Origin of the sequence: Shewanella sp. MEBiC00475 (assembly GCF_005234075.1) — a bacterium.
GTDB classification, from domain to species: domain Bacteria; phylum Pseudomonadota; class Gammaproteobacteria; order Enterobacterales; family Shewanellaceae; genus Shewanella; species Shewanella polaris.
Window position 1 is genome coordinate 1,953,100 of the sequence record NZ_CP039928.1, and the last position, 22,871, is coordinate 1,975,970.

At 41.5% G+C, this 22,871-nt stretch carries 19 protein-coding genes; 8 read left to right on the top strand and 11 right to left on the bottom strand.

Going from position 1 to position 22,871, the window contains the following annotated elements:
• Nucleotides 1-3: 3 nt before the first annotated feature.
• The 3 genes from FCN25_RS08615 (at nt 4) to FCN25_RS08625 (ending at nt 3,967) form a co-directional block, all read left to right on the top strand.
• A complete protein-coding gene (locus FCN25_RS08615; RefSeq protein WP_137223814.1) occupies nt 4-483 on the top strand; it encodes a (2Fe-2S)-binding protein in 480 nt (159 codons plus the stop codon).
• Nucleotides 467-2,770, top strand: coding sequence for a xanthine dehydrogenase family protein molybdopterin-binding subunit (locus tag FCN25_RS08620; protein ID WP_137223816.1), 2,304 nt, complete (start codon nt 467-469; stop codon nt 2,768-2,770). The genes FCN25_RS08615 and FCN25_RS08620 overlap by 17 nt, the downstream gene beginning before the upstream one ends.
• Before the next feature lie 258 nt (nt 2,771-3,028).
• The gene (locus FCN25_RS08625) at nt 3,029-3,967 is read left to right on the top strand and encodes a sensor domain-containing diguanylate cyclase (protein WP_137223818.1); all 939 of its coding nucleotides are present in this window, start codon (nt 3,029-3,031) and stop codon (nt 3,965-3,967) included.
• A 55-nt stretch (nt 3,968-4,022) separates the two neighbouring features.
• Here the strand turns inward: FCN25_RS08625 and FCN25_RS08630 are convergent, their stop codons facing one another.
• The 9 genes from FCN25_RS08630 to argC all read right to left on the bottom strand — a co-directional run bounded on the left by FCN25_RS08630 (nt 4,023) and on the right by argC (nt 14,045).
• Nucleotides 4,023-5,168, bottom strand: coding sequence for an HlyD family secretion protein (locus FCN25_RS08630; RefSeq protein WP_137223820.1), 1,146 nt, complete (start codon nt 5,166-5,168; stop codon nt 4,023-4,025).
• 2 nt (nt 5,169-5,170) lie between these two features.
• Nucleotides 5,171-5,554, bottom strand: a complete 384-nt coding sequence (locus tag FCN25_RS08635) for a DUF3302 domain-containing protein (RefSeq protein ID WP_137223822.1) — start codon at nt 5,552-5,554, stop codon at nt 5,171-5,173.
• A gap of 276 nt (nt 5,555-5,830) precedes the next feature.
• Nucleotides 5,831-6,886 (bottom strand): hypothetical protein, encoded by a 1,056-nt coding sequence (locus FCN25_RS08640; protein ID WP_137223824.1) that lies wholly within the window; start codon nt 6,884-6,886, stop codon nt 5,831-5,833.
• Nucleotides 6,887-6,892: 6 nt separating this feature from the next.
• A complete protein-coding gene (locus FCN25_RS08645) occupies nt 6,893-7,942 on the bottom strand; it encodes a hypothetical protein (RefSeq protein WP_137223826.1) in 1,050 nt (349 codons plus the stop codon).
• A 559-nt stretch (nt 7,943-8,501) separates the two neighbouring features.
• Nucleotides 8,502-9,857: an argininosuccinate lyase gene (gene argH, locus FCN25_RS08650; RefSeq protein WP_137223828.1), complete on the bottom strand. Its 1,356-nt coding sequence runs from the start codon at nt 9,855-9,857 to the stop codon at nt 8,502-8,504.
• Between the two features lie 160 nt (nt 9,858-10,017).
• Entirely contained in the window at nt 10,018-11,241 is a 1,224-nt protein-coding gene (locus tag FCN25_RS08655) for an argininosuccinate synthase (protein WP_137223830.1), read from the bottom strand.
• Between the two features lie 93 nt (nt 11,242-11,334).
• On the bottom strand, nt 11,335-12,240 hold the full coding sequence (locus FCN25_RS08660) for an ornithine carbamoyltransferase (protein WP_137223832.1): 906 nt from the start codon (nt 12,238-12,240) through the stop codon (nt 11,335-11,337).
• Between the two features lie 14 nt (nt 12,241-12,254).
• Nucleotides 12,255-13,034, bottom strand: coding sequence for an acetylglutamate kinase (gene argB / locus FCN25_RS08665; protein WP_137223834.1), 780 nt, complete (start codon nt 13,032-13,034; stop codon nt 12,255-12,257).
• 30 nt (nt 13,035-13,064) lie between these two features.
• The gene (gene argC, locus FCN25_RS08670; RefSeq protein WP_137223836.1) at nt 13,065-14,045 is read right to left on the bottom strand and encodes an N-acetyl-gamma-glutamyl-phosphate reductase; all 981 of its coding nucleotides are present in this window, start codon (nt 14,043-14,045) and stop codon (nt 13,065-13,067) included.
• Between the two features lie 266 nt (nt 14,046-14,311).
• Between argC and argE the strand changes: the two genes are divergently transcribed.
• The 3 genes from argE (at nt 14,312) to FCN25_RS08685 (ending at nt 18,800) form a co-directional block, all read left to right on the top strand.
• Complete coding sequence (argE, locus tag FCN25_RS08675; RefSeq protein WP_137223838.1) at nt 14,312-15,463, top strand: acetylornithine deacetylase; 1,152 nt, start codon at nt 14,312-14,314, stop codon at nt 15,461-15,463.
• Between the two features lie 152 nt (nt 15,464-15,615).
• Nucleotides 15,616-18,264, top strand: coding sequence for a phosphoenolpyruvate carboxylase (ppc, locus tag FCN25_RS08680; protein WP_137223840.1), 2,649 nt, complete (start codon nt 15,616-15,618; stop codon nt 18,262-18,264).
• Nucleotides 18,261-18,800 (top strand): DUF1439 domain-containing protein, encoded by a 540-nt coding sequence (locus FCN25_RS08685; RefSeq protein ID WP_137223841.1) that lies wholly within the window; start codon nt 18,261-18,263, stop codon nt 18,798-18,800. Before ppc ends, FCN25_RS08685 begins: the two co-directional genes overlap by 4 nt.
• 63 nt (nt 18,801-18,863) lie before the next feature.
• On the opposite strand, the gene FCN25_RS08690 is transcribed toward FCN25_RS08685, so the two are convergent.
• Both FCN25_RS08690 and FCN25_RS08695 read right to left on the bottom strand, forming a co-directional pair.
• Nucleotides 18,864-19,319: an LPP20 family lipoprotein gene (locus tag FCN25_RS08690; protein WP_137223843.1), complete on the bottom strand. Its 456-nt coding sequence runs from the start codon at nt 19,317-19,319 to the stop codon at nt 18,864-18,866.
• A gap of 109 nt (nt 19,320-19,428) precedes the next feature.
• Nucleotides 19,429-20,154, bottom strand: a complete 726-nt coding sequence (locus tag FCN25_RS08695) for a hypothetical protein (protein WP_137223845.1) — start codon at nt 20,152-20,154, stop codon at nt 19,429-19,431.
• Between the two features lie 739 nt (nt 20,155-20,893).
• Between FCN25_RS08695 and FCN25_RS08700 the strand changes: the two genes are divergently transcribed.
• Together FCN25_RS08700 and FCN25_RS08705 are read left to right on the top strand one after the other, a co-directional pair.
• Complete coding sequence (locus tag FCN25_RS08700) at nt 20,894-21,517, top strand: flagellar basal body L-ring protein FlgH (RefSeq protein ID WP_175405845.1); 624 nt, start codon at nt 20,894-20,896, stop codon at nt 21,515-21,517.
• 4 nt (nt 21,518-21,521) lie between these two features.
• Entirely contained in the window at nt 21,522-22,703 is a 1,182-nt protein-coding gene (locus FCN25_RS08705) for a flagellar assembly protein T N-terminal domain-containing protein (protein WP_137223849.1), read from the top strand.
• Nucleotides 22,704-22,871 lie beyond the last annotated feature (168 nt).

Consider the following 22,871-nt stretch of genomic DNA (forward strand, 5'->3'; position numbering starts at 1 on the left):
ACAATGGCAAAATTTATTTTAAACGGCAAACCGATGACTGCCGATGTAGAGAGTGATACCCCTCTACTGTGGGTAATTCGTGACGAACTCAACATGACCGGCACCAAATTTGGTTGCGGTATTGGTACTTGTGGTGCTTGTACCGTTCATGTTGGCGGGCGTGCTACACGCTCATGTATTACGCCAGTATCGTCAGTTGAAGGAGCCGAAATAACTACGATTGAAGGGCTTTCTGAAACGGGCGATCATCCATTACAAGTTTCTTGGCAAAAGCTCCAGGTACCACAGTGTGGTTACTGCCAGTCAGGCCAAATTATGCAAGCTGCAGCACTACTAAAAGATATTCCTGAACCTTCAGACAAAGACATTGATGCTGTGATGGGCGGAAACTTATGTCGTTGTATGACCTACGTTCGTATTCGTGGTGCTATTCATGAAGCCGCAAACGCAATTAAGGAGAGCAACGATGAGCAGAATGCCTAAACGTGGATCGGCTGGTATAACCCGCCGTGGTTTTTTAATTGCTATGACAGCGGTAGGTGTCAGCTTTGGTTTCCCTCGCCACTTGATGGCAGCGATGGATCCTGCCAGCCCAGACGGTAAAGTACTCCCAAGCGAAGGCGACATTTACGAACCTTCTTTATGGTACTCAATCGATACTGCCGGCAAAATTAAAGTCAACATTATGCGCTCAGAAATGGGTCAACATGTTGGTACTGCTATTGCGCGTATTCTTGCTGATGAGCTCGAAGCCTCATGGGATGATGTCGAAATAATTCATGTTGACACAGATCCTCGCTGGGGTTACATGGTTACAGGTGGTAGTTGGTCTATTTCACAAAGCTGGCCAGTGTATCGTCAAGCAGGAGCCGCGGGCCGTACAGCCTTAATTGAAGCTGCCGCTAAAAAATGGGGTATTGCAGCAAAAGACTGTACAGCCAGTAACGGTAAAATTATTTCAAGTAAAGGCGAGCTGTCTTACGGTGAATTAGTCACCATGGGCTTAACACGTCAATTTACTGAAGAAGAACTTAAAACCCTGCCGTTGAAACCGAATGCCGATCTTAAACTGGTTGGCCAACAGGTGACGTCTCTTGATATCGCCAACAAGACCAACGGTAAAACCATATTTGGTATCGACGCTAAAGTTGATGGCATGGTGTACGCCAACCCTATTTTACCGCCGACACGTTATGGATCTAAAGTGGTTAAGTTTGATGACTCAGCAGCAAAAGCTGTAAAGGGTTATCAGCAAACTATCGTACTAGATGATGCCAGTGGCAGTGTGCCAGGTTGGTTAATGGTTATCGCCAGCAGCTTTAATGCGGCGCAAAAAGCCTCTAAGCTCGTTAAAGTGACATGGGATGCGGGTAAAACGGCCAACGTGTCTGAAGCAGACATTATTGCTCATGGTAAGCAATTACTTGGCGACCAAACCAAAGGCAGTATTTTAGACACTGGCAATACTGACACTGGTCCAGTATTTGCGAGTGCGAATAGTACCATTGCAGAAGAATATATCACCAGCACAGTACTCCATGCGCAAATGGAACCGCTTAATGCTTTGGTATTTAAAAACCAAGACGGCATTTGGGAAGTGCATTCAGGTTGCCAGTGGCAATCACTAACCCTCCCCGTATTAGCCGCGGCATTAGGTGAAGAAGAAGCGAACATTGTTATTCGTACCTACATGTTAGGTGGTGGTTTTGGCCGCAGACTTAACGGCGACTATACCATTCCTGCTGCGTTGACCTCTAAAGCCTTAGGTGGTAAACCGGTTAAAATGGTGATGATACGTCCACAAGACATGCTATTTGACAGTGCGCGTTCTGCATCTGTTCAACAGTTAAAAATGGCATTTGATGACAAAAAAGCAGTTACCGCAATGGAACATCACGCCACTGCAGGTTGGCCAACTCAAGTATTAGCGCCAGGGTTTATGCCTAAAGGCACCAATGGCGAACCGTATGATCCGTTTTCGATTGCCGGAGCAGACCATTGGTACACTGTTGGTGCTCAAAAAGTACGCGCGGTATCGAATGATCTGGCTATTGCGACCTTCAGACCAGGTTGGTTGCGTTCTGTTGGACCGGGTTGGACAAGTTGGGCAGTTGAAAGCTTTATGGATGAAGCTGCCCATCACGCGGGTAAAGATCCATTGCAGTTCCGCCTAGACATGCTTATTGCCGAAGGCCGAAATGCTGGTAGCACACCCGTTGCTGAAGGTGGCGCGGCTCGCCAAGCCGCAGTATTGAAAAAAGCTGCTGAGATGATTGGCTGGGGCACTCCGCAAGCCAAAGACACAGCGCTTGGCATTGCATCAACCTTTGGTCAAGAACGTGACATGCCAACATGGGTATCGTGTGCAGTACAAGTTCATGTCGACAAAAGCAACGGTATTGTCAATGTGCAAAAGCTTTATATTGCCATCGATGCCGGTATTATTGTTGATCCTAATGGAGCTGAAGCCCAATGTCAGGGTGCGGCATTGTGGGGATTATCGATGGCCTTGTATGAAGGTACTGAACTGCTTAATGGTCAGTATAAAGACTCAAACTTCGATACCTATACCCCACTGCGCTTAGGCCAAACTCCAGACGTTAAAATCGAGTTTATCCCAAGTAAAATGCCACCATCTGGCTTAGGTGAACCGGCAGTAACCCCTGTTGCTCCAGCTATTGCTAATGCAATCTACAATGCAGTCGGTGTACGTTTACGTAAAATTCCGATGAAGCCTAGCGACGTAAAAAGCGCGTTAACTAAAGCGTAATTTATCTGCTTTAACAGCCCAGTCTTAGTGATAATGACTGGGCTTTTTTATGTCTGCTACACTTGGTCGCTGTCATTCCTTAGACTGAGAAATAAATAATTTTATTTCTTCCTACTCGATTTTAAAAACGTCAATAAAAACAGTAGCCAAGCTTTATTCCTTCAGCAACAGAGCAATCGCACTGGTTAGTTTATTACCAAAAAGTAATGTTTTTCCCTTATAATTACGCCCAAGTATTGTCACATTGTTGAGTATCTTATGCCACACCGTCCACCTGTCAATTTAGAATCCATACTGCTAGAAGGTATAGAAGTCACTCCAAATTGTTTAGGTGTAATCAATAGTGATAAAGAAGTTATCTATTGTAATCAGCATTATGCTAGTATTTTTGGCGTCACTAAAGAACAAGCCATAGGTAAGAAGTCGAGCGACTTATTGCGTCACGCTTGGGAAGCCAAGCAAGGTGTAGTGATTAATACCAACGACTTTGAACAATGGCTTGATAATCTTCATAAACTGCATACAGAAAAAGCTCTCAACCAATATGAAACCGATTTATTAGACGGCCGCTGGTTTAAAATGACTCGGATTAATTTAGATAGCGGTAACATTATCATTATGGGTGTCGACATCACGCTGTTAAAGCAAGCCCAAAAATCATTAGAAAATGCTCATCAGCATATTGAAAGTTTAGTTAATACGGACCAATTAACAGGCGTGCATAATCGTCGCTCATATAACCAGCTGGCAAAACAAGAATGTGCCAGAGCCATAAGGTTTGACCAGCCGTTATCATTATTGGTTATCGACATAGATTACTTTAAAGTGATTAATGACAATTTTGGTCATGATGGCGGAGATAGCATACTCAAACAATTTTCCCAAATATGCACTGATTTACTGCGACAATCGGATTCTTTATACAGAATAGGTGGTGAGGAGTTTACCATCATCTTACCGATGACCGACGATGAAGGTGCAATGATCATTGCTGAGCGTGTTCGAGATCATATTGCCAAATACTCATTTCATACCACTCAAACAAATAAAAACATTAACGTTACAGTGTCTATAGGCGTAAGTTCATTAAGTGCCGGAGACAACGTAATACAAGATCTTTTTAGCCGAGCAGACAAGGCCATGTATTGCGCCAAACGTGGCGGGCGTAACCAAGTACAACTAGCGCAAGGTGAATAACCCCACACTATGACTTAACTATGGCAATCCGCCACGCATGCCTCAGACACTAAGGTTAATGTCCTTCAGCAAACAAGTAATTTAACCAGCCCTGCATTCTTAATAATACCTTTCGCATTACCGCGACATGGCTAAAATGATCGGTATAAATTGCTACTTGTCCTGCAACACCAGCGGGTAACGATTGTCTGATTACATCATCTTCGAGCTCAATCAACACCAACACTCGACCGCGTTGAAACAACATATTTGATGACTGTAAATTACCACTAAACTGGATCTCACCTTCTGCCATTGCGGGTAGGACTTTGGCAACTTTACCTTTAAACACTTGCCCAGGCATGGCATCAACTATCACTTCAGCTTCATCACCTTCTTTAAGGCGTAACAATGAGTTTTGCCAAAAAGCGCCAGCAAAATATCTTGTCTCATCAGGAATAAACGTCAGCGCGGGGCGTAAAGGAAAAGGCACAGCCATAGCGCCTTTTCGTAGTGCTAACTGAGTCACTACACCATCGGCTGGGGCTCTGACAACGGTTTGCTGTAAGTCATACTCAGCCTTGGCGAGTTCAGCTTGTAGACCTGCCACTTTCGTATTAACACCGTCAATATTTGACTCATATGCCAAACGAGTCCGCAGTCCCTCTGCTAAAGCTGCATCAAGTTGCGCAGATGAAGCTATATATAACTGGCGACGATTGTCGAGTTCAAGCTCAGTAAACGGTGAATTACGCCCTGCTTTTTTGCGACCGTCTTCATAGCGACGATAGACTGATTCAGTACGATCTTTATCTGCTGTTGCTTGTTCAACTTTAGCAGCAGCTATTTGAAAAGCAGCTTCCAGTTGTGGTACTTGCAGCTCAGCTTCTTTTAGAGCCGCTTGTTTTTGCTTAACTATTGAAAGGTACGGTGTAGGGTCAATTTTAAATAACACCTCACCTTCTTTCACTGGTGTGTTCGGCTTAACATTGACTTCTATCACCAATCCTTTAACTGCGGGCACAATTGGAATGGTGACAAAATACTCGCGAGCAAATCTCGAATAGGGATGGTTATAATTCATTAAAATTAATAAAGTACCAATTAATACAATTCCGCCAAGAATGGCCGTAGGCACAGTCCATTTGGTTAACGGAATTTTAAATACTTTAAAAACTGCGATACAAAATGCGGTATAAGTCAGTATGAGTAGTAAGTCCATGTCTATACCTCTTGTGAGTGTTCATCTGAAACGGGAGGAGCTGTGACGGCAGAACCTTGCTCTAATAGCGATAAACGATCCGTTAACAATGCGACGTCATTCATTAGCTCTTTAACTTCACCTTCGAGTATTAATTCTCGCTTTCTCGAATCACTAAACCCCCAACCTCTATCTTCGCGGTATAACGTGGCCCAAATCCATAAAAATGGCCAAATAGCATGCAACGTAAACAAGCTTACCCAGCCAGCAATATGCAACGCATCTTGCTGTGGATGATTGCGTTTTTTAGCGATCTCGTAAGGGATATCATGAATCGCAATAATTCCGTAAAAAATAAATATCACTACAAAAAATATAATCCCTAACGCAAAATAATCTAAAAACATATCTCCTCCAAATTTCGAATTATCGTTATCAAAGTGCATTGTCTTAAATAAATAGTGAAACCAATTTCAGTATAGAACTGATTACAAAAAACACATTGAAACTGTTGAAACAATTAAGAAACCAAGCGGATTATCTATTTATAGTCATTACCTCTATTACTTATTTGCACGAATTAATGCTGTAAACATAGCTATTTTGAAGTTATTCACGCATAAAAAAGCCCTCGTTATTGGCTAACGCGGGCTTTAGATAATGTAAGCAACAATGGTTAAACCCTAGTCTCCTGCCATTTCTTGCAAAAACTCAAGTCGCTGCATTTCTTGTTCATCGGGTTGCCATGGCTCATCAGATAACGACTCAACAGCAAAGTCACCTAACTCGTAGGCAGGTTCCTCACTGTGGCCGTACTGAGTTAACTCACCGGGTACTGCTGGACGGCGCTCCAATACAAATGTACTCAGAACATAAGGACCTTTATATTGTGCTAACACCCCTTTATAGGCTTTAAGGTCCAGCTCTACAGAGCCTTCCGTCAACTTGTCTGAACCTGTTAGCAGTGCAATCGGCTGCTTATCTGCTGTATATAGATTGGCACGTAACCGATAATAACCGGCTTGCTCAACGTCCAATTTAACCGGGATTAACATATCACTGCCTGCTGCGCGTATATCCCCGACTCCGGTTATGATTGCCGTAGGGTGGCTATATTCTATGCCTGTTTTTAAGGTTTGTTTTTTACCCTTAGCACTAAAGGTAACACTGACCTCCATTGGACCATTCCAATCCTCTTCAGCATTGAGTTTTATAGTCCATTTGCCATTATTGCCTAGCATGGCTTCGCTAATTAATGCATCAGACCCACCAGCAAGTTCACTGTGTAGCGCAGCACTTGCCCCAGTAACAACTAAGCCATTAACCACAAGATTAATGACCACAGGTTCAGGGAAACTAAAACGATACTTGGGCAACACAATACTGGCATTGGCTCCATCTTGAAGCTGCACCGGTTGAGGAATATAAGCATTTGGGTTAAGTAAGTGCATATCATTAACCGATAATGGCATTGAGTAAGACGGCAACTCAAGTTCGCTAGCATAAGCCTCTGCCATGAACTGAAAACTGTCACTGATCGATTGTGGAAGCTTTTCAACCTCGGTCATCGTTTTAGCTTGCCTGTGTTTTACCACGTTAGGCTTGGTCGGCACAGTATCTTCCTGCTCGATAACAGCCGCACTCTGAGGCGGCTGAAGTGCCGACTCAGAAGTGTAAACCCAAAATCCTACAACCGTAGTAATTAGGGTTATCGTTATAATGGTTTTTTTATATTTCATATACGCTTAGTTAGCTGCCTGATACACAAGTGCTGACATACTGGTTTTATTTGAATTATTAACCACTCTATAACGTGAACTAAATATCCACCAGCCACGTTTTTCATCATAAGTAGTAAATTGTAAGTCATCGCCATTGAGATAACTGGCACTACTATTGGCAGATGTCACCTCATCTTTGGCGCTATTTAAAATGGTGTCGCCATGGCTATAGCCTTCACTCATCAACATTGGGTAGTGATAAGGCATAAATCCGCTCGGGCCATTAGTCGAGGTGAACTTGCCATCAAATTTAACACTGCGCGAACAACTGTTGTAACTGCCAACGGTCGCAGCACCACAACTAGAATGACTGGCAACAACGCCATCATCTTCGCCGGGTAAAAATGCCCCCGTCACACCGAGAAAGTCAGATCCGGCACCTGCAAAACGTAAACGCGGAACGCGGCTGTCGGGAAGTGCTGCCAATTGGCGTGCAGTATTCACTCGTAAGTCATTCAACACCCCAATATTGGATGACGACGGCAGTTCACCTAACCATAAAGATACTGCTAATTTTAATGTGCTATTAATTAAACCTGTACCACTGGCAACATTAACCGCTAAATCAGCCAATTCGACCCCTCCACCCGCGCCAGAAAAGTCGAATGTGGTCACAATATTAAGCGGAGTTAAACCGGTATTTTGTAACCATAATGCTTGATTATCGATAATATAACGCATCACTAAATCGCCGGTGGAATGGGTCACAAACACACAACCGCTGTCACATGTCCCTGCACGTGACAATTGTTGTAGCTTAGGCCACACATATTCGCTAGTAATATTACTCGCAATCCGTTCTTGCGACGGCCAATCAATCCGCTCGTCTGCACGGTCAAGCCAATACTGTGCCCAATATTCAGCACCATTTTCGCTCACCATCTCCCCAGTTGGTTTGCTTTGTAAATTATCAGGTTGAAAGCCGTGCACTAATACCACTGGATAGCCGCCAACGGCAGCCTGTGTTGCGCCACTAAATAGCCCTGCTAACAGTAATAACATTATTTTATTCATGGGTTGCCCTCATATTTATTCGCTACATCGGCTCGCGCCCGCGGTTGTGTTTTTTGTTTTTTGTTGCCGAATTGATCTATTTTGTTACAACTCCAGCTTCAAGATAGAGCAGAAAAAAAACAATGCAACCCTTAAAAACTCGGCTTTACAGGCCACAAATAGCCTTGGTGTTTGAATCAAGTTGAGCGGTCTGTGATAAGGAACATGGGATATGTTTACAGGCAGTCACTCATGCGGGTATAAGCCGAAAAGGAGGAATTAACACGTATGTTTTAAGCTTTTACTCCAATATTGAATAAAAACTTATTTAAACAGCCTTTACACAACAATATATGGCGAAAGTATTTGAGATGACATTCAGAAAAATCATGCGGCAACCTTAGAGGCTATTAACACTAATAACATAAACGCTATGCATAATCGGTCTGAGTGATTAAACACAAAAGCCCCATCGACTAATATCGACAGGGCTTTTATAGGCATTCATTCAACGCTTAATTATACAAATATGTACTTAACGTCAATTATTATCTCATTTCTTAACCCAAGCTAAGGATAATTAAGATTTTTTAGCCGCGATAACAGCTTGCACTTGATTGATGGCGGTGCCACCTAATACATCACGTTTTTCTAAACAGGCTTTAATGGTTAAGTTAGGATAAACATCGTCACTAATCACTTTAGCAAACTGTTGTAACTCAGCTACGGTTAAGTCTTCAATTGGCTTTTGCTGGTCAATGGCAAATACCACCACTTCGCCCACCACATGATGCGCTTCACGGAACGGCATGCCTTTAGCGACAAGATAATCAGCTAATTCGGTTGCATTAGCATAACCTTGTTGAGCGGCTACCAAGGCTTGTGGACGATTTACTTTTAAGCCAGACAATACTAGTGCCGCCATATCTAAGCAAATAGCCCAGCTGTCGACCACGTCAAATAAGCCTTCTTTATCTTCTTGCATGTCTTTGTTGTAAGCCAATGGCAAGGCTTTCATTGTGGTTAAAATTCCCATTAAGCTGCCATAAACACGGCCGGTTTTACCACGAATAAGCTCTAACGCATCTGGGTTTTTCTTTTGTGGCATCAGTGATGAGCCAGAAGTGACTTCATCGGCTAGTGAGATAAAGTTAGCTTCACCAGAGTTGAAGAATATTAAATCTTCGGCCATACGGCTTAAATGCATCATGCTGATTGACGCAGCGCTGCATAATTCAACTACGTGGTCACGGTCCGACACACTGTCTAAACTGTTTAAGGTTGGTCGAGCAAAGTTTAACGCTGATGCTAACGCATGGCGATCAATCGGATATGCTGTGCCCGCCAATGCGCCTGAACCTAACGGACATGAATCGGCACGGCTTAATGCATCTTGCAGACGGCTAATGTCACGCTCATACATTTCCACATAAGCTAACGCCCAGTGACCAAAAGTAACCGGCTGTGCACGCTGTAAATGAGTGTAACCCGGCATAACTGCATCGACTTCACGCTCGGCTAATGCAACTAACTCAGTATGTAATGTGCCTAAACGAGCAAGTAATGCTGCACCTTCTTTTTTGCACCACAATTTTAAATCAGTCGCAACTTGGTCATTACGTGAACGGCCCGTGTGAAGTTTTTTACCTAAATCACCCACTTTGGCAATCAGCTTTTGTTCCACAAAGCTGTGAATATCTTCAGCGCCGTTGCTAATAATAGCTTGAGTATCGTTACCTACTTCCACCAGCAATTCGTTTAATGCTGCTTTTAGATCAGTACATTCTTTGGCAGTAATAATACCGACGCTAGCAATGGCGTCAGCCCATGCGATAGAACCGACAACATCTTGTTCAAATAAGCGATAATCCACTGGCAGTGAGTCATTAAATAACTTGAAAAGTGCACTGGTTTCGCCCTGAAATCTTCCGCCCATAACGCCATGTCGGTATCCTCTGTTTTGAAAACTGTTTTAAGAACTGGGTGTTCAATAATCTAGGTGTAGGTTATATTCTCTTTCTTGTAATGACTCTCTGTTTGTCAAAAGTCATTATAAGAAAGGCGCTTTGCAGCGCCTTATATCGTTGGCGTAAAATCTATTTAGTGTTTAGCGCGCGAATACGGCTCGCTAAAGAATACAAACGGATAAAGCCTTCTGCATGTTTTTGATCGTATACGTCATCTTCACCAAACGTTGCGAAAGCTTCTGAATACAAACTGTTTGGCGAACGCTTTTTAACGGCTGTCGCTTGACCTTTGTAAAGCTTAATCACTACATCACCATTAACGGATTCAGCTAATGACTCTGACGCTGCGATAAGTGATTTACATAAAGGTGTAAACCAACGACCGTCGTATACTAGGTGCGACATTTGGCCAGCAATTTGCTCGCGCCAAGTGCGGCTGGTTTTATCTAGTACCAATTCTTCAATGGCACGCAGACCTGCAAACATTACTGTGCCGCCTGGTGTTTCATAACAACCACGAGACTTCATGCCCACTAAACGGTTTTCTGTAATGTCGATACGACCTACACCGTGCTTGCCTGCAATGTCGTTTAGCTTCATGAGTGCAGCATAGGGTGATAATGCTTCATCATTGACATGGGTCACACGACCATTTTTAATCGCTAACGAGACATATTCAGGCTCGTTTGGTGCATCTTCTGGTGCAACTGTTAGTGTCCACACGCCTTTTGATGGTTCATTCCATGGATCTTCTAACTCGCCACCTTCATGCGAAATGTGCCATGCATTGGCATCACGGCTATAAATTTTGGTCGCTGATGCGCTGGTTTTAATATTACGCTCAGCAAGGTAATCGAGTAAGTCTTCACGGCTACGCATTTCCCATTCACGCCAAGGCGCGATCACTTTTAGATCTGGTGCTAATGCGGCAAAACAACCTTCAAAACGAACTTGGTCGTTACCTTTACCGGTGCAACCATGACATACCGCATCGGCGCCAACTTTACGTGCGACTTCTACTTGCGCTTTGGCAATAATAGGACGCGCCATTGATGTACCTAACAAGTAAGTGCCTTCGTAAATGGCCCCCGTTGCGATTGTTGGGTAAATATAATCAGCAACAAACTCTTCTTTTAGGTCAACGATATGGCACTCAGAAGCGCCTGAAGCTAAGGCTTTTTCAGTTAAGCCAACTAACTCTTCTTCGCCTTGGCCTACATCGGCACAAAATGCGACGATTTCGCAGTTGTCATAGGTTTCTTTTAGCCACGGGATAATAGCTGAGGTGTCTAAACCACCCGAATATGCCAATACCACTTTTTTAACACCGGTTTTTTTCACTGCATTAGACATGTTTATTTCCTAGAATCAATTACGTATATGGTCAATTTCAATAACGCCATCGGCACTATTTTCTTAATCTTTTGAATAACTTAAATAAGGTGACTAACTTAATAAGGTCACTAGTACTGCATTTTGCGCATGCATGCGATTTTCTGCTTGATGTAAAATCAATGAGCCTTCGCCATCCATCACTTCATCAGTCACTTCTACACCACGATGTGCTGGTAAACAATGCATAAAGAATTTGGCGCCAGCTTGAGCCATTAGCTCACTATTAACTTGGTACGGTGCAAAACGGGCTTTAATATCGGCAAGCGGTGTTTCATCACCCATGGAAATCCATGTGTCAGTGTAAATTGCATCATGACCCTCTATGGCATTAATGTCAGCACTTAGGGTTAATTTACCACCATTCTTTTGTGCTAATGCCTGAGCTTCAGTCACAATAAGAGCGTCAGGAAATGCGCCTTCTGGGCAAATCACTGTCATGGTCATGCCTAAAATCGCAGCGCCATAAATCAATGAATGCGTGACATTATTACCATCACCAACATAAGCTAATTTGGCTTGGCTGACATCATCAAACTGTTCTGATAGTGTTAAAAAGTCAGCTAACGCTTGGCATGGATGATACAAGTCAGATAAAGCATTAATGACCGGTACGCTGCCATGTTGAGCTAATTTTTCGATGGTTGTGTGTGAATATGTTCTGGCAACAATGGCATCGGCCCAACATGAAATGTTTGTCGCAAAATCAGCAACCGTTTCACGTTGTCCCAATGCACCATTTTGTTGGTCTAAGTATAAGCAGTGACCACCTAATTTATTAATGCCAATGTCAAAGCTGACTCGGGTGCGCAGTGATGGCTTTTCAAATAGCATCACAACGCTTTTTCCATCTAAGGCACGACGGTACTCAGCGGGGTTATTCTTAATTTTTTTAGCCAGATCAATAATGGCTAAAAGCTGAGATTGAGTTAACTCTTTTATCGACAATAGGTGCTGCATATTCTACTACTCCATTAAGGTTGTATTTGAGTCCCGACGGACCCACCTTTAACTAAGGTTTTTAACTGTTCGGCGTCGCGCCATGAAGCTACTTGCACAGGTTTTCCCATCCATTGAGCAACTTCCAAAGCGGCTTCCACTTTAACTTTCATGCCTTTCTCAATCACCCCTTGGGCGACTAAGTATTCAATTTCACTTTTGTTTAAGCTACTAATTAGCTGGCCTTTAGCATCTAGCACACCCGACACATCGGATAACAGCACTAGCATACCGTTAACTAATTTAGCTAAGGCTGTCGCGGCTTGATCTGCGTTAACATTTAACATTTCACCTTGACAGGAAATTGCAATCGAACTGCAAATTGGCATCCAACCTTGGCTTAATATAAAGTTTAAATAGGTGGCGTCTTTGGGTTCAACTTCGCCCACTAGCCCTAAACGCTCATCTTTAATTTTAGCCGTTACCGTGTTGCCATCGCCTAAACTCATGCCCACACTAATAATGCCAGCTTTGGCTGCCGCAGCTTGTAAAATTTTGTTCGAGGTACCCGCTAATGCACCCACAATAATAGGAATTTGATCTTCTGGCGTAACTCGTAAACCATCTAATTTAACCGTTTCTTTACCATTAGCCGTTAATTGTTCGTCGACCAAACAACCACCACCATGCACTAATATCACTTGTTGACCCGCAGCAAGCATTTCTGCTGCAGCGGTCATTAAACGCGCCATACCCATTTCACATTGAAGTAATGCGCCACCGACTTTTAACACTAATACTGATTTTGTAGCCATTATTGTTATTCCTTTGCTAATGCAACTCGATTACACACCGAAATGGATTTTCATGCACTGTAGCCCTTGGCTAGCAGCACCTTTCATTAAATTATCAATTGCACTGGCGACCACTAAATAACCACTATTAGCATCATACTTCCAACCTATATGACAATTAGGTGTGTGCACCACATCATCAACTTTAGGGAACATATTGTGTTTAACTGTCACTATTGGCTCGCTGTCATATACGCTATAGGCTTTTTCTACGTCAGTTTCGGTAGTACCCGGTTTTAGCTGCACGGTAATAGTCGCCAAAATACCACGCTTAAAGTTGCCTAGATGCGGCGTGAAAATCACTTCTTGACCCAAATGAGTCGCTATTTCAGGTTGATGTCTGTGACCTAATACACCGTATGGTGTTAGGCTGACTTCGCAGAAATTAGTGTGCAATTGTGCTTTACGTCCTGCACCAGTGACGCCACTAACGGCATTGATAACCGGATACATAGAAGTTAAAAACGGCTTGAGTGGTTTTAATGCCAATAAAGATGCCGTTGGGTAGCAACCTGCTACGGCAATCATTCTGGTTTGTTTAATTTTTTCGCGATTCCATTCTGCTAACCCATATACCGCTTCAGCTAATACTTCAGGATGAGTATGTTCAAAACCATACCATTTAGGGTACTGAGCAACATCGGCAAAACGATAAGCTCCGCTTAAATCAAATACCGCTAGCCCTTGTTGATAAAACCATGCCGCAAGCTCTAAGCTTACTGAATGCTCAGTCGCTAAAATCACTGCATCGGCTTCGGCAACAATCTGCTTTTTTGCTTCATCCGATAACGGCGATAGCGTATAAGCCATATGGCTATAAGTAGGATATAGATCTGCTAATTTACGGCCTTTATCTAAACTGTTTTCCGACACATACAACCCTTGTACACTGAAGTGACTGTCGGCATTAATCAACGAGGTAATTTGTGCGCCGGTATAACCACTAGCGCCAATAATTGCGATGCTTTTCATAAGTTTGGTTTCTTTTTGATAATGATTGAGAGAAAGTGTCAGCATAGCCTATTTAGACGGGAGCCGCCTAATATTTAACTATCGTCGCAGGAAGTTCGCGTTGATTATTGATATAGTGGTTTTAGCAGTGTGAAAGCACATATTTATTTTCATTTCTAACGTTCTATTTATGGTGTCGGTTAATGCTGTTTGCTAGACTACCACAAGATATTAATTATGCAATATATGTGAATAAGTATTTTACACATTATTTTTTAAGGTAACCCATGAGCACACTACCAGATCTAAAAAGTTGTTTTACACAGCTGATTGCAGCTCCATCAATCAGTGCACTCGAAGCTGAACATGATATGAGTAACCATGCAGTTATTAACTTGTTGCAAAATTGGTTCAGTGAACTTGGTTTTGAATGTGAAACTCCCACGGTTGCCGATTCGCGTAATAAACAGAATCTAATTGCTAGAATTGGCTCAGGCAGCGGTGGATTATTGCTTGCGGGTCACACCGACACAGTGCCTTTTGATGAAGGACTATGGAGCCAAAGCCCATTTGAGATGGTAGAAAAAAACAATCGTTGGTATGGATTGGGTACGTGTGACATGAAAGGTTTTTTTGCTTTAGTACTTGAAGCATTAAAAGACATGCCACTTGATCAATTTAAACGTCCATTGACTATTTTTGCTAGTGCTGACGAAGAAACAACCATGAGTGGCGCCAAAGCATTTGCGGATTCAAAGGTTGTCGCCCCTGACTTTGCCGTTATTGGTGAACCCACCAGCTTAAAGCCGGTATATATGCATAAAGGGCAAATAGCTCAAGGGATCCATGTCATTGGTCGTAGCGGTCATTCATCAGATCCGGCCCGCGGCTTAAATGCCATTGAAGTTATGCATAAAGTGATTAGTCAATTAATGAAACTTAAGCAGCATTTAAGTGAAAACTACCGCGAAGATGCATTTACAGTGCCTTACCCTACCATGAACTTTGGTCATATTCATGGCGGTGATGCAGCTAACCGTATTTGTGGTTGTTGCGATTTGCACTTAGATATTCGCCCATTGCCCGGTATGGAGTTAGCTGAACTCGAATTAATGGTACTGCACTACTTATCAGATATCAGTAAGGAGTATCCTGGTAGCATTAGTGTCAGCACCTTGTATCCAGGGGCTGAATCATTTGCTGGAAAAGCAGATAATCCATGGACTAAATTAGTGGCAGAGCTGTCTGGTAACGAAGCCGAAGTGGTGAATTATTCGACTGAAGCACCTTATATAAACAAGCTAGGTTGCCAAACTCTGGTTCTCGGCCCAGGAAGCATTAATCAAGCCCACCAGCCAGACGAATTTATTGGCTTAGAGTACTTAACACCAACGGTCGATTTAATTAAGAAAATGATTTATCACGCTTGTATTAAGTGATTGTTGATTTAGGTTTTATGTCATTACATGAATGTAACATTTTTACGAAATAAAATTACCAAACAGTCAGTTCGTGTATTGACCAATATTAATACGCTGAGTATTGTTATAAGTAAGCTATAGGCAAAATCGTTCTTTTTTCGGGAGTAGGTATGACAGAGCAAACGGCAGATATGTATGCGTCACTTCGATCAAATGTGGGGCATTTAGGCCAGATATTAGGCGAGACAATGCAGAATCATTTAGGTGATGCATTTTTAGAAAAAGTAGAACAAATTCGTATTTTAGCGAAAAAATCTCGTCAAGGTGACGAAGCGTCTCGAGAGCAAATGTTAGCGTTATTAACTTCCTTACCCGATGAACAACTGGTTCCCTTCGCTAAAGCTTTCAACCAATTTTTGAATTTAGCTAACATTGCAGAACAATTTCACACCATTAGCCGCAATTGCGATGAATTAGTTTGTGTGCCCGACCCAGTAGAACAACTTCTTGGACGCATGCTTGATACCGATTTAGATAAAAAAGATGTTATTAAGAGCTTAAAGAACTTAGACATTGATTTGGTATTAACCGCGCATCCAACAGAAATTTCTCGTCGTACGTTAATTCAAAAATACGCTGCGGTAGTAGATTGCTTAACTGAGCAAGAAAATTCTCAACTGACTGATCGCGAGCGTAAACAAAGTACCCTGCGCCTTCGTCAGCTTATAGCGCAAATTTGGCATACCAACGAGATCCGCAGCGAACGCCCAACCCCTGTTGATGAAGCACGTTGGGGTTTAAGCACTATCGAAACATCATTATGGCAGGCTATTCCTGATTTTTTACGTCAACTCAATGATCAACTTGAGCAAAAGACTGGTCAACAATTGCCTATTGATGTCTCTCCAGTAAGATTTTCAAGCTGGATGGGCGGTGACCGCGACGGTAATCCTTTTGTGACGTCAACCGTCACCCAAGAAGTGTTAGACCGTAATCGTCATGCTGCAGCAAGATTGTACTTAAAAGATATTGTTACTTTGCTTGGCGAACTGTCGATGGATCAAGCTAATGCTGAATTATCTGCATTAACAGACAACAGCAAAGAACCATACCGCGAAGTATTGCGTAAATTACGTTGCCAATTACGAAACACTATCGATTACCTTAATGCTCGTCTTGAAGGTAAAAAACCTGACGTTGATACCCGCGAATTAATTTGGCACAAAACAGATTTACTTGAGCCACTTGAACTACTTTATAAAAGCTTGTGCGATTGCGGTATGAAGCTGATCGCCAATGGGCTGTTACTCGACATTTTACGTCGTTTAGCGTGTTTTGGTATTCACATGCTACGCCTAGATATTCGCCAAGATGCAACTCGCCACAGCGACGTAATAGCCGAACTCACCCGTTATTTGGGGATGGGCGATTACAATCATTGGGACGAGAATGAAAAACAGGCGTTTTTACTACGAGAATTAACCAATAAGCGCCCATTGATCCCAACACATTGGCAACCAAGTGATGACGTAGCAGAAGTTGTGAGAACCTGTAATTTAGTCGCCCAACAACCCGCCAATGCTTTAGGATCGTATGTTATCTCTATGGCGAGTAAACCATCTGATGTATTAACCGTATTATTACTATTAAAAGAAGCTGGCTGCACTAACCCAATGCGTGTAGTACCGTTATTTGAAACCCTAGCGGACTTAGAGGGTGCCGCCGATTGCATGACTTCACTACTGAATATTGATTGGTATCGAGGTTACACTAAAGGCATGCAAGAAGTGATGATTGGTTACTCTGACTCAGCTAAAGATGCTGGTGTAATGGCTGCGGCTTGGGCGCAATATCGTGCTCAGGAGCAGTTAGTTGCAGTGTGTAAAAAAGCCGACGTTAAATTGATGCTATTCCATGGCCGTGGTGGTTCAATCGGCCGTGGGGGCGGACCAGCTCATAAAGCCATTTTATCGCAACCACCAGGTTCGGTTGATGGTCGTATCCGCGTAACCGAACAAGGCGAAATGATCCGCTTTAAGTTTGGTTTGCCAAAATTAGCGGTACAGAGTTTAGCGCTATATACCTCAGCCGTATTAGAAGCAACTCTATTACCGCCACCAGAGCCCAAAAAATCATGGCGTGATTGTATGCAACGCATTGCTGAAGAGTCTGTAAAGTCTTATCGCAGTATTGTTCGTGAAGAGCCTGACTTTGTTGAGTACTTCAGAACAGCCACTCCCGAAGTAGAACTCGGGAAATTGCCTCTTGGCAGTCGCCCTGCAAAACGTAAGGTCGATGGCGGTATTGAAAGTTTACGTGCTATTCCGTGGATTTTTGCTTGGTCGCAAAACCGCTTAATGTTACCCGCTTGGCTTGGTGCTGGCGAAGCCTTGCAAGCCGCTGCAGATCGAGGTGAGCTTGAACTACTTCGTGAAATGGAACAGCAATGGCCATTTTTTGAAACCCGTATTTCAATGCTAGAAATGGTCTACACCAAAGCAGAGCCTCATCTAGCCGCGTATTACGAACTATGTTTAGTCAAACCAGAGCTACATCATTTAGGTGAAAAACTACGTCAGCGCCTGCAATTAGGAATTGATGCGGTATTATCATTAACTCAGGCTACAGAGTTAATGGCACACACTCCTTGGAGTCGTGAGTCTGTTAAATTACGTAACCCATACATCGACCCACTTAACTTCTTACAAACCGAGCTATTAGCCCGTACACGTAGAGAAGTTGAGCCATCTGCCGATGTTCAACTAGCACTTATGCTGACCATTGCCGGCGTAGCAGCAGGAATGAGAAACACTGGATGATAACCTTGGTTAAAACCCTTAGACTTGGTTTGTTATTACTACTGACTGGCTGTGCCAGTCAGTACAGCATCACCGAGTCAGAAATAGAGCAATATCTTAATAAAGATATGCATTTTGAGGTAAAACAAGGCAACAGGTTAATTGGAGTCTCGCTTAAACTAAATGATATGCAGGTAGTATTGGGCGCCAAGCCAAATACTATGGCGGTGACAGCAGCAACAGTCATCACGGTGAATAACCCATTACTCCCGATACACGCCAAACTAAAAACGACATTTGAAGCAGTGCCTTGGTATGACAGTAATACTAAAAGTGTTTATCTTCGTCAGCTAAACTTAGTCAAGGTTGAGTCAGAACCTGCTGATATTGAACGTTACATCAGCCAAGCGACGCCACAATTAATGGGCTTTTTGCGTAATTATCTCGAAAATCAACCAGTGTACACACTTGACACTCGAGACAGTAACCAAGCATTAATGGCTAAAATGACCAAAGAGATAGCAGTGCAAAAAGGTAAATTAGTAGTGAAGTTTTAACGTTTATCGCAGCAATTAAAAAAAGCACCTTAAGGTGCTTTTTTTATTATTGCTCAGTAATGTCTAAAAATTCTGTACAGGTTCGATGACTAAAATGCTATTTTGCTGCGGACTTTCAGATTGCTCATATAAATCCCAAACCAGCTTATAGTCGAGCTCTAATTCGGTGACATAAAATCCATCCACGGGGTACGTTTTAACGACTCGGGCACCTTTAATCAACCCAGAAACCAATATTTTTGTATCACTGCTTTTCATCGACCAATCACGAACCGCTGTGCTGGAATTAAGCTGTAGGCCATATACTTGTTCAGCTAACTCTCGGTAAGCCAAAATCTTTGATGACTCCATTGCCATTAAAATTTGCTCAGAGCGAAGTTCTGCTGGTTGACGATCTATCGGCGCATAACCCACCGCTGTTAACACAGGGAAAACACTAGGGCGATACTGACTGGACTCACCTTGAAGTAAGTTGCACCCCGAAATAAACAAGCACAGTACGATTAGATATTTTATCATTGATAGCGTTCGCTCATTTTAGTTTTATTGAAATATAACTCAGCACAAAACGGCAGATAATCTCAGCCCATCCGTATTATTCTAGGGCTGGTATTAATGGTTGCGGAGGCTAACTGTCGTCTTGCTCATCGGTTAATGATAAAAGTAATCCGGTATCGGCAACGATGTCTTTGGTGTTATAGCCCGTTAAATAATTTAGCCCCATTTCAACCGCTGTAACACCCACTCCAATCGCACCAGAATAGAGCATACTACCCACGAGTTTCGATACCGGACTTATGTCGGTGTCTGTAGAAATTTGATAGATATCAGACACTATAGGAATATGATTTAACACATTAATGGAATCAAAAAAATCATTTTGGTCTAATCCATCCTCGCCAAATGTAAACGTATAAATGTCATCTAAAACACTTGAATCGCTAATCTCTTCTACCTGTGGTGTTGTGGTAATGCCTTCGATTGATTCTGTTGACTCAGTCGTTGAAGATGGTGACATTACAGAAGTATTTTTTATCATACTTGTCTGCAAGGAAGATAATAACTCTTGTTGCATTTGAGAAATCAGATCGTCGGATACATTTAATGATAAAAGGTTTGCATCACTGAGCCCAGTTTCAAGTAGTAGTTTACTCTGAAAACTATCGACAGGAAGAATGTCAAAATTAGTGAGTGATGTTAACGATGTACTGATGGTATCTGCACCAGATGATAACGATTCAAGTATTGTCCCAAAACTGTTTTGTTCATTACTTGAATCAACAGCCGGCTGCGACTGACTTATAACATTATTGACATTACTTGTTGTCGTATCTAAATTATTAACTAAGCTCAATTTTATTATCTCAACTAATAGAAATCATAAATACAGCACTGCAACAGCGTATATTTAATGCACTATAATATGTAAAAAGGCTAATATAAAACATCGAGTATTAACCTTAAGCATTATAATAAAAAATAACTTATTAAAAACTGACTACTTAAGTTATTATTTTACTAATATAATTTTTAGATTTATGGTTCTAACTTAATATACAACCCACATCAAAATTAGGCGAACCGCATTTTACAAAACCATATAAATCAGTCAACGCCTGAGAGAAAAATAACGATTACAAACTGATATTGAATTAAAATATACCAACCACTCTTATCAAAAAAACGTATACCAAACAGAATAATACTGACTATTAATTATACTTGCCGGCCCAATACAGCAATTACAAAATAGATTCTACAATCAAGATCACAATATACAACTTCATAATATAAATTTAGTAAAACTATATAGAAAACATCTAAGAATCAACTAATAATGTATGATAATCAAATAAAAGTAAATGTATGTAAATATGAGTAAACCCAGGTAAACCCAAGTAAAAATAAAGAAGAATTCAAATAATTCTTAGGAAATACGATAAAGTTAAATATAAAATGAAGCCACAATAATCTCACTTATAATCATAATGAAATTTAAAATAATTATATTTCCACTATTTCTAACTTGTATTTCCGCTTGTTCAACGACAGAAGTAGCTGAAATAAAAAGCCCCGTAAAAGAAAATACTACTATGAATGTAGTAGAAAATAGTGAGGAAGCGATTAAAGGAGATCCCCAATTCCGTCCTGTTCGAAATAATAATATTCAACAAGTCCCTCAAATTACAGGATCACTATTTAACCCAAATAATATATACAGTATCTATCAAAATAATAATCGCTATGAAATTGGCGACATGATCCTCATTAGATTAAATGAAGAAATGACATCCAAAAAATCTGTAAGCTATCAGAGAGATAACTCTAATGAGTTTGCTTTATCTCCTTCAATTACAGCGGGCAACATTAACATTAATACTGATAATCTAAGTGCTGATTATACGCAAGAAAAAAGTTTCGACAGCTCATCGGAAAGTAATCAAAATAACTCTTTATCTGGAACCATCACGGTTTCGGTTAGAGAAAAACTGCCTAATGGAAATTTAATTGTTGCTGGAGAAAAATGGCTCAAACTCAATAAAGGTGATGAGTACGTTAGGTTTTCAGGTGAAATCAGAATAACCGATATTGCATCAGACCACTCAATTAACTCAAATATGGTGGGCAATTCAATCATCGAAGTCAGCGCTAAAGGTGAACAACAAGACAATCAAGACCCGTCATTGATCAGCAAACTACTCAACATATTTGGGTAAAGACATGACAAAAATTCTATTACTTATAGTAATATGCCTCATGCCATCAACCTTGTATGCTCAATGGTACACAGGACAAGCATCATCACCTATTGATGGTAAAGATTACAATGACATACGAAAGAAAGTTATCCAACAAGCCATTGAGAATGCTTCATTACAAGCAAGCAGTTATATTAAAATTGAAACCACGGTTTCTGATGGGATCTTGAGTAAAAGCACCAGTAATATTCAATCAGAACACCAAATTAGTGAGATAAAAATTCTAAATGAGTCTGTCACCAATGACACACTAACGATTAATGTTAAGGTAAATCTACAAACGAGTTTGAATTGCACTAAAGATCAATATCAGAAACAACTGGTTATTGCTCAATTTCCATTATTAACACCAGCACAAGCGGCTGCAGGTGATATTTATACACTCCCTTTTCATGTCGTATCACGCTTTAAAAATGAGCTCATCAATCAACCCAATGTGTTCGTCGAAGAACTCATACCTCAAATGGTGTTTAAACCAAATTCCAGCATGGATACAGTCAATTTACGGTCCGTTAATCGTATATCGCATGCACTAAGCAGCCAATATCAGAGTCAATATCTAGTGTTTGGTTATCTACGCGACATAGGATTATTTAATGAAACCAAATCAGGATTACTCAATAGCACAACATCACCTAAACGTAATTTTACGATGAAAGTCTTCATGTACGATAGGATCAGCGACAGTATTGTATTAGAGAATGAATATCACGGAGAAGGAGGTTGGAGTTTCAATTCATTTAACCGAGTCGATTTATCTAACAGTCTTTTTTGGCGAAGTGAATATGGACAAACCATTGTTGATACGCTCTTCAAGGCGGCAAAGGACATTAATGAGACGCTGAGTTGCGAGGCGACAAAAGCCAAGGTAATTAATAAAGATGATGCATTTATCACCATTAATATTGGTACATTGCATGGGGTAAAAACAGGCGATATTTTTAAGCACATTAAACTTAAAAATATCCCATTGAATCAAAGTATTTTAACTACATTGATGCCACCAAATGAAGCAACATATTTAGAAGTTGTCCAGGTAAGTAAGAAAATAAGCCTATTAAGAGTGCCACCTAAACAGGACCTAAATGGCATGAAGCAACATCAAATTGACCTTTATGATGTTGTCACTACAGTCCCACAATAACATCGGCGTGATGACCACTGGCATAATGAGTGAACCAGGTGTCTTTATCCAAGCGAATATGCATTAAGTGGTTGTTATCTAAAATATTAATATCCTCGCAATATTACTTATCTAAAGTATCCGCAAGTTTGGTCATTAAATCTAACTTGCTTACTCTCAGGGCAAACA